This window comes from Rhodococcus sp. WY5 (assembly GCF_018588185.1).
Classification (GTDB): Bacteria; Actinomycetota; Actinomycetes; order Mycobacteriales; family Mycobacteriaceae; genus Rhodococcus_F; species Rhodococcus_F qingshengii.
The window spans coordinates 3419540-3434804 of record NZ_JAAMPR010000001.1 but is presented as its reverse complement, the minus strand read 5'-3'; the positions used below and the strand labels follow the sequence as shown (position 1 = coordinate 3434804).

The window sequence follows — 15265 nt, the reverse complement described above, 5'->3', positions numbered from 1 at the left end:
CAGTTGGTCACCTAGTATCGAGGTGTGGCAACAGCATCGGGACTCGTGTGCGCGCACCTGCGCGGTGCGTTTCGACCGATCACGACCGCCGAAGTAGGTGGCCGATGACACCGGATAATGCACAAGTCCCAAATTCGACAGAAAACACCGATAGCCTGGAAGACGTGCAGCCCACGACTCGTCACCGCGCGCGGCGACGAGTCGACCCAGCACTGGAGAATCCCCAGAGCCTCGAAGAACCGCAGGAACTGCTGCCGCGCAAGCGTCCGACGCAAGAGCGCAGCCAGCGTAAATTCGACGCACTCCTGGCTGCGTCACGGGAACTCCTCACCGATGTCGGTTTCGAATCGTTCACCTGTGAAGAAGTCGCGGCACGTGCTGACGTCCCGATTGGGACGCTTTACCAGTTCTTCGCGAACAAGTACGTCATCGTGTGCGAATTGAACCGCCAGGACCTCGTCGGGGTCCAGCACGAGCTTGCTCAGTTCGGCGGCGAAGTACCCTCGCTCGACTGGTTGCGGTTCCTGAACAGTTTCGTCGATCACATGGCCGGGCTGTGGACGTCTGATCCGTCGCGCCGCGAGGTCTGGCTGGCGATGCAGTCGACGCCGTCCACGCGGGCAACCGGAGTCATTCACGAAAAGCAGTTCGCCGAGACCGTAGCGAAAATGCTCGGCCCGTTGACGCCTCGTACGCGGCGAGATCGTCGCCTGATGATGGCGGAAGTTCTTGTCCACGTGGTGTATTCGATGCTCAATTTCTCGGTTCAGGACGGTCAGTCGCATGCCGACGCCGTCGCCGAACTGAAAAGGTTGATGATCGCGTATCTCCTCGTCGCCGAGAAGGAATCCCGCACGAAGGACTAGTCGAACGACAAAGAGCCGGTCTCCCCTTGGGAGACCGGCTCTTTCGTGTCCGGCAGTGCTACTCCGGGTCGGATTCGATGACCGCGAAAGCGCCCGCCATGTCCCCGTCGTGCGTGAGCGAAATATGAATCTTCACTCCGGTCAGGTGTTTGGCCACGTCACCGCGAAGCCGGATGCCGGGGCGCCCCCAGGCGTCCGAGACGACCTCGATCTGATTGTGGATCATTTCCCCCAGCACCGGTGGGCCGGCGAAGAGAGCAGTTGACCATGCCTTGATCACTGCTTCCTTCGCAGCCCACCGGGCGGCGAAATGTCGTGCCGGTTCGGAGCTCCGGGTAGCGGCGTCTCGACGCTCGCCCGGTGTGAAGTTGTCGAGCATTGCCGTTCCCGGCCTGTTCAATTGCTCGGCGAACTCCGACACCGTCACGAGGTCGAAACCGATACCCAGAACTCCCATACCGTGACTACTACTTGCAGCCGGGCAGATTCGAGCGGTACACCTGGTCTGCGCCGAGTCGTGCGTCCTCGCTCAGCAGCATGTCCGCTTCGAGCTGACGCGACGCCTTGGCCGGCGTTCCGTCGGCACCGAGGCGACGATCCGCCGGGCGCTCGTAGAGGCTGTCGCCACCGCACATCGCCTTCGCGAGGCGACGCTGACCGTCGATCGTCCGCTGCTGGGCCGCAGCAACATAGGCGTCACGCTTGTCGGCCGGAACCGACTCGACGAATGCCTGCGGGTGCACGACTGCGATCAGTCCGGAGACGTGACCGAAGCCGAGGCTGGTCAGCAGGCCGGCACGCAGCGGAAGCTGATCACCGAACTTGAGCGGCTGACGTGCCCATACGAGGTGCTCGAACTCGGCCATCTTGTCGTCGACGCAGTCGAGGCTGCGGTTCGGCGGGACGATGCCCTGGCTCAGTACCTGGCAGAGCCCGATCAGCTGGAAGGCTGCGGCACCACCCTTGGCGTGACCGGTCAGGCTCTTCTGCGAGACCACGAACATCGGCGCGCCTTCACTGCGTCCCAATGCCCCGGCGAGGCGCTCGTGCAGCTCTGCCTCGTTGGGATCGTTGGCGGCAGTGGAGGTGTCGTGCTTGGAGATCACGGCGATGTCGTCGGCGCTCACGCCCAGTGCGTTGAGCGAGAGTGCGAGCTGCGAATCCGCTCCCCCACGTCCGGCACCCAATGCTCCGAGTCCCGGTGCCGGGATCGAGGTGTGGACACCGTCGGCGAACGATCCGGCCCAGGCGACCACACCGAGGACGGGAAGACCCATCTCGAGTGCCAGGTCACCGCGAGCGAGGAGAATCGTTCCGCCACCGGCCGACTCGACGAATCCGCCGCGGCGACGATCGTTGGCCCGCGAGAAGCGGCGATCCTCGATGCCCTTGGCATGCATGTCCTCGGTCTTGGCAGTGGCCGACATGTCGCCGAAGCCGATGATGCCTTCCGTGCTCAGATCGTCGAACCCGCCGGCAACAACCAACTGCGCCTTGCCGAGTCGGATCTTGTCGACGCCTTCTTCGACGGATACCGCTGCCGTGGCGCAGGCGGCGACGGGGTGAACCATCGCGCCGTAACCGCCGACGTACGACTGAACGACGTGCGCTGCAATGACGTTCGGCAGCGCTTCCTGCAGGATGTCGTTCGGACGGTTCTCGCCGAGCAGCGTGTCGATGTACAGGCTCCTCATGGAGGTCATGCCGCCCATGCCGGTGCCCTGCGTGTTGGCGACCAGGCTCGGGTGTACCCAGCGGAGCAGTTCGCTCGGAGTGAAGCCGCCGGTGAGGAAGGCGTCCACCGTTGCGACGATGTTCCAGAGGCCGACGCGGTCGACCGAATCTGCCATGTCGGCGGGGATGCCCCACTTGGTGACGTCGAAGTTGGTCGGAATCTGACCGCCCACACTACGAGTCAGCTTCATCTTGCGCGGAACGCGGATCTCGGTGCCTGCGCGGCGGGTGACCGTCCAGTCTCCGGACTCGGCGGAAACCGTCGCCGTCGTGTTCTCCGGATCGGATTCGACGAAGGCCTGAGCCTCTGCCTCACTGCCGACCACGAAGCTCAGATCCTTGTCCAGGAACACGGAGGTGAGCAGCGGAGCGGTGTTGTCGATCATCGCGCCCTCGTCGACGTAGCGACGGATGCCGCAACGCTCGACGACTGCGTCGTGGTACTTGTCGGCGATTTCCGCCTCGGGTACCAGGTCACCGGATTCGACGTCGTACCAGCCCGGCTTGGGGTCGTTCTCCCAGACGATGAGTCCGGTGTTCCACGCCAATTCGAGAACGCCTGCGGCAGAGAGCTGCTCGTCGACCTCCATCTCGAAGCGGGTACGCGAGGAACCGTAGGGTCCGAGCTCTCCGGCACCCACGATGACCACGAGGTCCGCGGGGGTGACGTCCAGTTCGGGCCAGCTCGGAGCCTTGACCGAGTCGTCGATGCGAGCCGGCGCGGGCAGCGCCAGGATGCTGGACTCGTCCACTGCTTCGTCGACGGCCTCGGCGATCTCGGCCACCTCGGCAGCTTCCTTGGCCAGTGCGGCGAGGTCGAGGTTCGCCTCGGCGAGCCCACCGGTCAGGTCGACCTCGAGCGGAGCCTCTGCAGCAGCGCGACGCGACTCACGCGTTGCCGTCTTCAGTAGCTGGGTCGCCATCTCCTGGGTGGACCAGGTGCGGACGCCCGCAGCTTCGACTGCGTCGACGATCGGATCGTTGTGACCCATGAGTCCGGTTCCGCGAACCCAACCGATGACGGCGTGTGCCAACGTGACCCGCTCGGCCCAGTTGCGCTCGGCCTTCCAACGGTTCACCACGGCGATCAACGAAGCCTTGGCCTCACCGTAAGCACCGTCACCACCAAATGTTCCGCGGTTCGGCGAACCGGGCAGCACCACGTGCAGGTGCGTGTCGACGTCGCTGTCGTAACCGATCTTCGAGAGACCGCCGATGAGGCGCTCCACCGACCAGAGCAACACGCGCATTTCCATTTCGGCGCGAGCGCCGGCGTCGGAAAGTTCACCGCCGACACGGGGAGCTGCGAACGGGAAGAGCATCGTCGGCGTCATGGCCGGCTTGATGAGCTTCTTTGCGCCGCCCGCGTTTTCGGTGGCCTCGTTGCCGATCCAGTCGATCAGCGCGTCGACGTCGGTGTACGACGCCATGTTCGCGGGAACCACCCAGAGGGCGGCACCGGCGCGAGCATTCTCGCGGTACAGGTCGCGGTAGAAGCCGAGACGCTGACCGTCGAGTCGCGAGGTGGTCACGAATACCGTTGCGCCACCGGCAAGGAGCTTGCCCGTGACCGCTGCCGCGATGGAACCCTTGCTGGCGCCCGTCACTACTGCGACCTCGCCTGCCCACTCGGGTGCGTCGGATTCTGCCGCAGCAGCCGCATCAGCGATGCGGGTGTAGACCTCGGCGAGTGCGGTGCGGCCTTCGTCGGTCGCACGGGTGGCCCACCACTTCGCCTGTGCGGCGACGGTGGAGCCGGCACCGATGAAGTTCTCGACCGACAACGCGGTGTCACCGAGCCAAATGCGAGCGAGATCCTCACGCGCACTTGCCCAGCGGTCGTCGAGCAGAACGGCCTTCTGCGCGTCGAATGCCGGAGCAACCAGACGCGGCCAGTCGGAGCCGAGTTCAGCCGAGACCAGGTCGACCAGTTCGGTTTCCTCGACCGTCGCGACTGCCGTTTCTTCGTTCAGTCCGAGCTGCTCGAGTACCAGGCGTGCGGCCGAGGCCAGAACGCCGTTGCGACCGGTGATGTTCTCGGTGAACTCACCCAGAGCAGCTGCGTCGACAGTTCCGCCGCTTCCGCCGCCGGTAGCGGGCAACGAGACGCTGACTCCACGAGCAGACCCGACCGAGGCAACTGCGCTGTCGATGACTGCGTCCACTGCTGCCGCGTCGGCCAGTGCGCCGGAGCTCAGGCCACCGAGGTCGCCGCCGCGGATGCTGGCGCCGTCACGGGTACCGAGAGCCACTGCTGCGGTGACGTGGTGTGCCCAGCCGTCGCCCAGTTCCCAGACCTTCTTGACGCGGTCGGCGATGTAGCCGGGACGCTTGCCCGAGGGGCCGAAGACCTTACGCAGGTGATCGTTGATCGAATCGGAGAGCACCGGTCCGAACGGCTTGTACGTACGGGCGAGCTTGTCGACGGTTGCCCCCAGGGAGCCCATGTCGGCGTCTGCGGCCCCGTCGATGGCACCGAGGGAGAGCTCGGAGCCGAGGTCGACCAGAAGCTGGTTGCGACGCGAGGAAACGCCGTCGCACAGTGCCTCGATCGTGTCCGCGGGGCCGACCTGATCGGGACGGAGCTTGGTCCACAGGCTGATCAGGACCTTCGTGGCGTCGGGCGCCTTGAAGGTGAGGTCGTCCGGACGCGGTCCACCCGAAGGTGCAGCCGGCGCGGCAGCGGCAACCGGAGCAGCGGCCGCGGCGGCCGGAGCAGCCTGCGCGGCAGGCGCTTCGATCTCGTCGTCGTCATCGACAGCGGGGTCGACGTCGGTGCCGTAGACGATCGCAGCTTCGCGCTCGACGTTGAGAACCTCGACCGGGTAGCCGAAGCGGCCCGGCAGCTTGAGGGTCTGCGACGCGAGGTTTGCAACGGTCGGGGCAGCGCCGAGACCGATCTCGACGAAGCGTTCGACCCCGAGTCCACCTTCGGACTCGTCACCGAAGAGCAGGTCCTGCGTCTCGATCCAACGGACCGGGCTGGCGAACTGCCAAGCCAGCAGCTCGATCAGGATGATGCGGGACAACTCGTGAGTGCGCGTTGCGTAGCTGTCGAAGTCTGCGAGGACTTCCTGCAGCGGCTCGGACGGCACCAAGTCGGCGATTTCCTGAACGAAGTCACGACGCAGCGAGAACGGCTTCGGAACCAGGTTCGGGATGTAGCGGCCGATCAGGATGTCCGGGTCGATGTCGTGCGGGAGCAAGTCCTGCAGGCACACGCGGAAGTCCGCCACGCCACCGCGAAGGACGGTGGAGTGGAACGGCACGTCGATGCCGGGAACCTGGATGTATGCCCGCTTGCCACCGAATTCTGCTCGGCGACGGTCGATTTCGACCTCGAGTGCGTCGAGACCGGCTACCGAACCGGCGATGGCGTACTGGCTGCCGCGCAGGTTCAGGTTGACGATTTCGAGGAACTCACCGGAGGTCTCGGCGACACCGGCGACGAAGCCCTGCACGTCGTCGTCGGAAACACCGATCTGCGACGGGCGAATAGCGGCCATGCGGTAGTCGGAGCGTCCGGCTTCGTCACGGGGAACGAGCTGGTGCATGGCGGAGCCACGCTGGAAGACGACCTCGAGAAGTGCTTCGAGCGGGAAAACCTCGGCGACAGCGGCGAGTGCGTTGTACTCACCGACCGAGTGACCGGCCAGAAGGGAATCCTCGATGAAGGTTCCGGATTCGCGCAGCTCGGCAACCTGGGCAACACCGAGAACGGCCATGGCCACCTGGGTGAACTGAGTCAGGTGCAAGACACCGTCGGGATGCCTGTGCTCGACACCACGGGCCTTGACGGTCACCGGGTTGTCGCGCACGACAGCGAGAATCGAGAATCCGAGTGCCTTACGAGTGTGCTTGTCCGCGCGCTCCCAGACGTCGCGGGCGGCCTTGGAGCGTGCGCGAGCGTCGAGGCCCATGCCCGGGCGCTGAATGCCCTGGCCGGGGAAGGCGTAGACGGTCTTCGGCGCGGCGGTGCGGCCGGTGGCGACCATGACCAGTTCACCGTCGATGCGGCAGCCGACCTCGACGATTTCCGCGCCCTGGTCGATACCGACACGATCGACACGGACGTCGATCTCGGCGCCGGGTCGAACCATCCCGAGGAAGCGAGCTGTCCAGGCGGTCAGGCGGCGCGGCGGGACGCGGGTCTCGGCCGGGTCGACTGCGGTGACTACCTGCTGCGCTGCGGCGGAGAGCCACATGCCGTGCACGATCGGGGTTCCGAGGCCGGCCAGCAGAGCGGCGTTGTCGGAGGTGTGAATCGGGTTGTGGTCACCGGAAACCTGAGCGAAGGCGCCCATGCTGACCGGAGCGAGGATCTTCGCGTCACGGCGACGACGACGCGAGGTGTCGACAGCCGCATCGCTGATCGATCCACCGGCGCGAGCCGGGTCGGCGAGTTCGCCTGCACCGGTGCGTCCGCGGATCGCGAAACGCTCGGTCATGGTGACGACTGCGGGGGCGTCGAGGCCCTCGCCGAGCATGGCACCGACCTCGACCTTGACCTCGACGACACGACCGAGGTCGGTGTCGAGAACCGAGGCGACCTCGGCATTGACCACGAGAATGCTTGTCTCGGAGGGAAGTTCACCGACGAAGTCGACGGTGTGGTCGAGGTGGACCAGGTCGAGCATGCCTTCGATAACGGAAAGACTGTCGAGCTTGGCTGCGCCGAGGACTGCGAACACTGCAGGCCAGCATGCTCCGACGACGACGTCCGGAACAGCCTTGCCGCTGACACTGAGCGTGGCGGGCAGACCCGAACCGGTGACACCGGCGTGATCGGCGATGCGATCGGGAACCCACGCGACGTTGAGGCGAGCCTTGCCGTTCTTGACTGTCGGAAGTTCCTGTCCGGCAGCAACTGCCAGGAGCGCGGACATCGCACCTTCGGCATCGGCTTCGGTGACAACCGGAGCGCCGCCGTCGACGACGGACTCGGGGATCGTGATCGTGATGTCGACCGACTTGCCTGCCACCAACGGAACCGAAAGCAGCACGTGCGAGGAATCGACGACGGTCAGACTGGAACCGGTGGTGCCGTGAACTGCCTTGTCGGCAGACTCTGCACTCCACTCGTCGAGGTCGCCGAGACGACGGACGGGGTTCTGGGTCAGGCGGCCGGCCCACTGGAGGTCAGGAGCCGAGAGAACGGCGTCGAGAAGTCCGGGTGCGGAATCCTGGTGGCGACGGCTCGCGAGTGCCACCGGAGTGGTTCCGGCAGCAACCAATTCGTCGTAGGTCGCCTTCTCGAAGCGATCGAGCAGGTCACCGACCGGCTCGTCGACACGGGTGATGCCGGCGACGGCAACGGTGCCGGGGATGACGCAAACCTGATCGGCGGTGTAGCGGGGGTCGTGTGCCTGCCACAGGGAGTCGCTGCGCCACCAACGACGCACGTCACCGTCGACGACGGGAACGAAGTTGACCGGCTTGCCCGGCGTCTTGCACAACGAGATGAAGAACGAGACGTCTGCGGGATGCAGAACGGTGGTCGAGTAGTCCGGGTACGACGCCTGCAGTGCGCAGATTGCAGCCTCGGGGCGCTCGAGGGTCTCGGCGTCAGCGAACAGCGTGGGGATCGGGCCGCGGTCGACCGGGTGCAGACGCGCCTCGGTGCGCTGGAGCATCTCGCCGAAGCGAGCACGCCAGGTGATGTCGAGCCACGGGCTCGACGTCGCCTCGACGATGGCGTCCTGAAGATCGGCGCCGCAGTCGAATTCCTTCGCCGCGTCGATGCCGACGGTCAGCTCGAGGTAGCGGCGCAGCCACTGTGCGTACGTCATGGTCTCGACGTCGCCGAAGTACGGCTTGGCGGTGACGTCGAGGGCGGCGATGATCTCGTCGCGGCGCTCGGCCACTGCCTCGGAATCGCCGGCAACCTCGTCGAGGAGGCGCCCGGTACGCGAAGCCGCGTTGTCGATCTCGTGGATGTCGGCACCGAGCTGGCTACGGCCGGAGGCCATTCCGCCTTCAGCGGTACCTGCACCGACCCAGTCCGGCGTACCGGGTGTGTCGACGAGGAGCTGCTTGACCTCGGGAGAAGTGGTGGCCTCGAGAGTCGCCATGGCTGCGGTGCCGACCAGGATGCCGTCGACGGGCATGGCCGGGAAACCTGCTGCGGCGGACCAGCGACCGGTCAGGTAATCGGCTGCGCGCTCAGGTGTTCCGATGCCGCCACCGACGCAGATGACCAGGTTCGGACGTGTACGCAGCTCGGCGTACGTGTCGAGGAGCAGGTCGTCGAGGTCTTCCCACGAGTGGTGTCCGCCGGCGCGGCCGCCTTCGATGTGGACGATGACCGGGAAATTCGGAACCTCGTTGGCGATGCGGATCACGGAGCGGATCTGCGCCACGGTGCCGGGCTTGAATGCAATGTTGGTGATGCCGATCTCGGACAACTCGTCGATGAGGGCAACAGCCTCTTCGAGTTCCGGGATACCGGCGGTGACGATGACGCCGTCGATGGGAGCACCGGCGGTACGGGCACGCTGCACGAGGCGCTTGCCACCGAGTTGCAGCTTCCACAGGTACGGGTCGAGGAACAGGGAGTTGAACTGGACCGCGCGGCCCGGCTCGAGCAGCATCTTCAGCTCTGCGACACGGTCTTCGAAGATTTCTTCGGTGACCTGCCCGCCACCGGCAAGCTCGGCCCAGTGACCGGCATTGGCTGCCGCGGCAACGATCTTGGCGTCGACCGTCGTCGGCGTCATACCTGCGAGCAGGATGGGTGAACGACCGGTCAGCTTCGTGAACGCGGTCTCGACGCCGATACGGCCGCCGGGAAGCGCAACGGGCTTCGGAGCGAACTCGGACCACGAACGTGAGACCTCAGGTGCTGCACCGGGGGTGAGCAGATTGCGGTGTCCGCCGCGGGTGGCTGCGGCAATGATGCCGATGCCCTGTCCACGCAGCGAAGAGGACGTCATACGGGTCAGCTGATCGCTGGGTCCGAGATCGAGAATCCACTTGGCGCCGGCGGAGATTGCGCCGTCGACAGCCTCGACCCAGTCGACCGGATCGACGAGGACACCCTGCGCAAGTTCGCGCGCACGGTCCGCGTCGAGACCGCAACGGGTCGCCCAGCTGCCGACGAGTTCGACGGCCTCGGTCAATGCGGGGTGATGGAAGCCGATTTCGGTGTCGAGCGGATCGAAGGACGGCGCGAAGACGGAACCGCCACGCTTCTTACCCTCACGCTCGCGGGCTTCCTCGGCTTCGATCTGCTCGCAACGCTCTTGCACGCGTGCCAGCTGAGCGGGCGGCCCGGCGAGAACGACGCGGCGACGGCCGTTGCGGATGGCGAGGACAGCCGCGCGCTCAGGCGCCACACCCTCGGCAAGCTCGGCGACGATGGCGGCGAGACGCTCGGGATCGACGCCCGAGACCGCAACCATCGGCTTCGCGGAGGCGCCGGCGATGACGCCGCGGCGACGGCCGACCAAGCTGGCAGCAGCACCGACGAGCTGTGCGACGGCGAGGAGTTCACCGTCGTCGTTGCCCTGCGCGGCTACGGCAGCCGTGGCCAGAAGGCCCTGCGAGTGGCCGATGACGGCAGCCGGCGGGTTACCGGCTACATCCAGACCCTGAGCGGAGAGTGCACGCAACGCCGCAAGCTGCGTGAGGAAGACGCCGGGGAGTGACACCGGAGCTGCGGTGAGCGCGGCAGCGGAAGGCCCGGCCGACTTCTCACCTTCTTCTTCGTCGACGATCTCGGCTTCGAGCATCCACGCGATCGGATCGAATCCGACCGGGCGAACCACGAGGAGATCCTGCGCGACGGGCGCGAGGCGTGCTGCTGCGTCGTTGACCAGATCGGTCAGAACGGGCTCCAGGCCGTTGTCACGGCTGAGCTCCTCGAGCGAGGTGAGCCAGGGAGCGCCCTGTCCACCGAAAGCGATTGCGTAGGAAACGCCGTTGTTCAGCGAATCGACGAGGGCACCTTTGCTGGTCGTGCGGGACTGTCCCCCATCGACGCCGAAACGGCGTCCACCCTTCGAGTCGCGTCCGTTTCCTGTAGGTGTCGTGTCATCGATCGTCACGCGTACGTCCTCTCCTGGTCACCTCTGCGGCGAGGTGGGATTTGCGGTGTGCTGCCCGGCTGAAGTGCTCGCGAATTCGTCGAGAGAATCGACGGAGTCAGGGCGTTCGTGCAAGACAAGGTTTACACAGAATCATGAGGATTTCCTCACGTTTGTCGGCACCCTGGAAATCTGGACTTTCGGGGCCGTGATCTTCCTCACGAGACTTCGAGAAAGTGACTCGCGAGTAGGTCGCGAACGCCCTGCCTGGGACTGTTACCGGGATTTTCAGAAACCTGAGGAACCCCTCATATTTATTGTTACCAATTCGTGACCTCCTTGACGGACGGTCGATCCCGTGCGTTCCGGGCCACAATCTGTCGGACCCCCTCGCTACGTTCAGCGCGTCCACACCGGACAACTTCTCGGGGGGAGAAATCATGAAAGACACAGACGTAGTCAGAGCGGCCGAATTCATCGGCGCCGAGCTTCCGCGCGAGGCGTGGCCGCATTGGAATCAGGGATGGCCGCGCGAGTCCGAAGCCGCCCTTCTCGATGCGATCTTCTCGTCGCGCGCCGCCTATGGAACACCGAAGACCGGAGTCCGCGCCGTCGTCGACCGTTGGCGCACACACCGCTCGGTAGCCGCCGACGATCGCCTCGACAGCTTGCCCGCTCTCGCCGCCTTCACCGACCGTGGCGACGAGCTCGCAACGATTCTCGGCAATCGCCAGCGCGTGCCGGGCAACTACTTCACCAAAGCCGAAGGCGCGGCTCGTGCGGCCAAAGCGCTCGCCGACGCCGGTTGCCGGTGCGGTGCCGACGTCGAGGACACCGAAGGCCTCCGTTCGGCAGTCGTCTCCGTTCCAGGCCTCGGCCCCAGGACCTTCGAGACACTGATGTTCCTGTCCGGGAGGTTGACGGTAACTTCGATCGACCTGCTTGCACGGTTCGCCACCGAAGCAAGCAGTAGCGAGAAATTGTTGTCGAGCACCGACGCAGCCGAGTTGCTCGTTGCGGTTGCCGAACATCTCGATGTCGATGTTCGGACACTCACCCACGCTGCGTGGCGGTATCAACGCACGGCCGAGCAACCTCGCCGATCGAAGAAATCCACCATGCCGCCCGCAGCGGATCCACTCGCCGAAACGGCCTGAGAGCGGGCGGGCGCATCCCGACCAGGGTGGTGTGCCCGCGAGCGATTCCACTCGCGTATCCTTTGAATTCCGCGCGCGAGTGGCGGAATTGGCAGACGCGCTGGATTTAGGTTCCAGTGTCTCAGGACGTGGGGGTTCAAGTCCCCCCTCGCGCACAACGAAGAGCCCCGCCGGATCTGATCCGGCGGGGCTTTTTCGGTTCTCGTGAGCAAGGTCAGCGCTTTCGATCCTTGACCGGTGGAGTCATGTACGTCGTCCGACTCGGTGTCAGCCCCAGACGGACCGAGCTCTCCAACCATGTGATCGCCGCTGCCGTCGGGTCCACAACCGGAACATGAATCCCTTTGCCATGCAGCCTGTCTCGGACTGCGGCGGTCACACCGAGCATGCCGGTGCAACCGAGAACGACGGAGTCGGCGTCACCGTTCTCCACTGCCGTAGACGCCTGTGCGGCCAGTCGATCGATCAGTTCCTCCCGATCGGTGAGGCCCAGCACCGGCATGTCCACGACTCGAATACTGCCCAGCCGACTATCGAGTCCATACCGCCGAGTGAGCGATCGGAGCATCGGCACGACATTCGGCAGGATGGTCACGACACCGACGCGATCGCCCAGACTCATCGCTGTCAGAAATGACGGCTCGAAGCCGCCGACCACCGGAGCGTCGATGACCTCTCGGGCGGCATGCACTCCGGGATCGGCGAAACACGTGATGAACACACCGTCCACGCCGTCGGCAGCCGCTTCCTCGACCCTCTGCACTATCCCGGGGCCGGCAAGTGCCTCGTCGTACTCGGACTCGATGCTCGCCGTACCGGTAGGCAGCGAAACGACGTCGACCGTCGTGCCGGGCGCCGCCCAGTGCTCCACCTCGGCTGTCACCGCCGGAGTCAGTGTGGTGTCGATGACCGGGCGAATCACTCTGATGTGCATGAAACACTCCCCTGCTTTCGGATACGCGCCGAGGTTATCGATGCAGCACAGCCGGGAGAATGTGTTCAGTGCCCTGGCGTTGCGGGTGAGGATGGGCATAGCGCACAGGTGCTGCGGGACGGCCTCTACGACACGCCGTGGCACGGCTTCTACGACACGCCGTGGCACGGCTTCTACGACACGCCGTGGCACGGCTTCTACGACACGCCGTGGCACGGCTTCTACGACACCGTGTCGGAGATCGCAGGGCGAGGCACTATAGCTCTCAGGTACCGTCTTAGTGTGTCCAAGAACGCTACTAAACGCCGACCTGCGCTGATTCTGCTGGTCATCGTGTCAGCTGCCGGCTGCCTCGCGCTCGGCTGGTGGCAGTGGGAGCGCTTCGAAGCCGTCGGAGGCTCGGGACAGAATCTCGGGTACGCGTTCCAGTGGCCGCTGTTCGCGGCGTTTGTCGTGTACGCGTATCGCAAGTTCGTTCAGCTCGAAGACGTGGACCCCGAAGAGGCCGAAGCCGAGGAAGCCGCCGCGGAGCCGCGTGAGATTCCCGCCGACCTCTTGCCGCAACGCCCGCGGGCCGAGTTCGACGATGTGAACCTCGACGTCGACGACCCTGAAGCCCGCCAAATGCTGGAATACAACGACTACCTTGCGCAGCTCGCCGCTCGCGAGTCCGATAGGAGCACGACGTGAGTACCGGTTCGGAAGCGAGCATCGCTACCCCCGCAGTCAACGCAGAAAAGCAGAAGAAGGTTGCGTCGGCGCTGGTCCGATACCGCGTTCTCGCCTGGATCACCGGCCTCTGGCTGCTGTTCCTGACCGGTGAGATGGTCTACAAGTACCTGATTCTCGACAATTCGGCGGACGCACCCTCGTGGTTGTTCTACATCGGCCAGATCCACGGCCTGTTCTACATGCTCTACCTCGTGTTCACGATCGACTTGGCGATCAAGGCTCGGTGGAAGCCCGGTACGACGGTTGCCACCGCGCTCGCCGGCACGATCCCGTTCCTGTCGTTCGTGTTCGAGCACAAGCGAACTGCCCAGGTGAAGCAGGCTTACCAGCTCTGAGAGTTTCAAAAAGTGGAGCCCTGAACGCAGACGCGTTCAGGGCTCCACTTTTCGGATTCGGTTCAGCCGGCCAGTGCCGCCAGCGCGGGAACGAGCTGTACGAGCGCGCGCCCTCGATGTGACGCCGCATCCTTCTCGGCCGGGGTGAGTTCTGCGGCCGAGCGGGTGTCGCCGTCCGGACGGAAGATGGGGTCGTATCCGAAGCCGCCGTCGCCGGCTGGTTCGCGGCCGATCACCCCGCGCCATTCGCCGCGCACGACGGTCTCGTCGCCGCCGGGGATCACCAGTGCACAGGCGGAGACGAACGCCGCGCCTCGACGCTCGTCTGGCACGTCTCCCAGCTGAGCCAGGACCAGAGCCGTGTTGGCGCCGTCGTTTCCGTGAGTGCCCGACCATCGCGCGGACAGCACGCCGGGCATACCGTTGAGTGCGTCGATCTCGACACCGGAATCGTCTGCGATGCAGGGCATTCCGGTTGCAGCTGCTCCGTCACGCGCTTTGGCGAGCGCATTCTCCTCGAACGTCGCTCCGGTCTCGGGGGCTTCGGGGAACGGCGGGACCTCGTCGAGCCCGACCAGTTCGATTCCGCTCACTCCGGCGGCGTCGAGTACCCGGTGAAGTTCCTTCAGTTTCTTGGCATTTCGGCTGGCAACCAGTACTCGTACGCTCACAGCTCATGCACCGAACTTCTTCTTGGGTTCCGGATTCTTCGGTTCGGGTAGCACCCCGGGATACGGCTCGGCCAACGCCTGACGCTGGATCTCGAAAAGTTGCTCACAACCAGCCAGAGCGGAGTCGAGCAGCTTGTCCAGCGTCGAGCGTGGGAAGGTGGCGCCCTCACCGGTTCCCTGAATTTCCACCAGCGTGCCGGTGTCGGTGGCCACGACATTCATGTCGACCTCGGCACGCGAATCCTCTTCGTACGGAAGGTCGAGACGCACTCGTCCGTCCACGACGCCGACGCTGACGGCCGCTATGCCACACGAGATGGGCTGTGGGTCGGAGAGCAGGTCGGCTGCGCGCAGGTACGTCACGGCGTCGACCAGGGCCACGTATGCCCCCGTCACTGCCGCGGTGCGAGTGCCACCGTCGGCTTGGAGGACATCACAGTCGAGGGCGATGGTGTTCTCACCGATCGCCGCGAGATCGATGCACGCTCGAAGTGATCGGCCGATGAGTCGACTGATCTCCTGCGTGCGGCCGCCGACCTTGCCCTTGACCGATTCGCGGCCACTGCGTGTGTGCGTGGCGGCGGGAAGCATCGCGTATTCGGCTGTAAGCCAACCCAAGCCGGAGCCCTTGCGCCAGCGGGGTACACCCTCTTCGACGCTGGCCGTGCACATGACGCGAGTGTTCCCGAACTCGACCAGAACGGATCCGGCCGGGTGACTGGTGAACCCGCGGGTGATCTTGACCGTGCGGAGCTCGTCGTCCGCCCTACCGTCTTCTCGTGTAGTCACCTTCGTGAGCCTAGCGGTCGCCC

At 65.2% G+C, this 15265-nt stretch carries 9 protein-coding genes and 1 tRNA gene; 5 read left to right on the top strand and 5 right to left on the bottom strand.

What is annotated here, in order from left to right; all coding sequences use genetic code 11:
- Positions 1-164: 164 nt before the first annotated feature.
- Complete coding sequence (locus tag G4D79_RS16040; protein ID WP_003945379.1) at positions 165-866, top strand: TetR family transcriptional regulator; 702 nt, start codon at positions 165-167, stop codon at positions 864-866.
- Between the two features lie 58 nt (positions 867-924).
- Here G4D79_RS16040 and G4D79_RS16035 read toward each other — a convergent pair whose 3' ends face one another.
- Together G4D79_RS16035 and G4D79_RS16030 are read right to left on the bottom strand one after the other, a co-directional pair.
- On the bottom strand, positions 925-1323 hold the full coding sequence (locus G4D79_RS16035) for a holo-ACP synthase (protein WP_003945362.1): 399 nt from the start codon (positions 1321-1323) through the stop codon (positions 925-927).
- A 10-nt stretch (positions 1324-1333) separates the two neighbouring features.
- The gene (locus tag G4D79_RS16030; RefSeq protein WP_099698635.1) at positions 1334-10645 is read right to left on the bottom strand and encodes a type I polyketide synthase; all 9312 of its coding nucleotides are present in this window, start codon (positions 10643-10645) and stop codon (positions 1334-1336) included.
- Positions 10646-11064: 419 nt separating this feature from the next.
- On the opposite strand from G4D79_RS16030, the gene G4D79_RS16025 reads away from it, so the two are divergent.
- Both G4D79_RS16025 and G4D79_RS16020 read left to right on the top strand, forming a co-directional pair.
- On the top strand, positions 11065-11781 hold the full coding sequence (locus tag G4D79_RS16025) for a hypothetical protein (protein ID WP_064689267.1): 717 nt from the start codon (positions 11065-11067) through the stop codon (positions 11779-11781).
- A 73-nt stretch (positions 11782-11854) separates the two neighbouring features.
- A tRNA-Leu gene (locus G4D79_RS16020) sits at positions 11855-11936 on the top strand.
- Positions 11937-11995: 59 nt separating this feature from the next.
- Here the strand turns inward: G4D79_RS16020 and G4D79_RS16015 are convergent.
- A complete protein-coding gene (locus tag G4D79_RS16015) occupies positions 11996-12715 on the bottom strand; it encodes an aspartate/glutamate racemase family protein (RefSeq protein ID WP_099698634.1) in 720 nt (239 codons plus the stop codon).
- A gap of 282 nt (positions 12716-12997) precedes the next feature.
- Between G4D79_RS16015 and G4D79_RS16010 the strand changes: the two genes are divergently transcribed.
- Positions 12998-13405: a hypothetical protein gene (locus G4D79_RS16010; protein ID WP_020970031.1), complete on the top strand. Its 408-nt coding sequence runs from the start codon at positions 12998-13000 to the stop codon at positions 13403-13405.
- Complete coding sequence (locus tag G4D79_RS16005; protein ID WP_003945334.1) at positions 13402-13782, top strand: DUF3817 domain-containing protein; 381 nt, start codon at positions 13402-13404, stop codon at positions 13780-13782. The genes G4D79_RS16010 and G4D79_RS16005 overlap by 4 nt, the downstream gene beginning before the upstream one ends.
- A 62-nt stretch (positions 13783-13844) precedes the next feature.
- Here G4D79_RS16005 and rdgB read toward each other — a convergent pair whose 3' ends face one another.
- Positions 13845-14453, bottom strand: coding sequence for an RdgB/HAM1 family non-canonical purine NTP pyrophosphatase (rdgB, locus tag G4D79_RS16000; protein WP_003945370.1), 609 nt, complete (start codon positions 14451-14453; stop codon positions 13845-13847).
- A gap of 3 nt (positions 14454-14456) precedes the next feature.
- The gene (rph, locus tag G4D79_RS15995; RefSeq protein ID WP_003945332.1) at positions 14457-15242 is read right to left on the bottom strand and encodes a ribonuclease PH; all 786 of its coding nucleotides are present in this window, start codon (positions 15240-15242) and stop codon (positions 14457-14459) included.
- Positions 15243-15265: the final 23 nt, after the last annotated feature.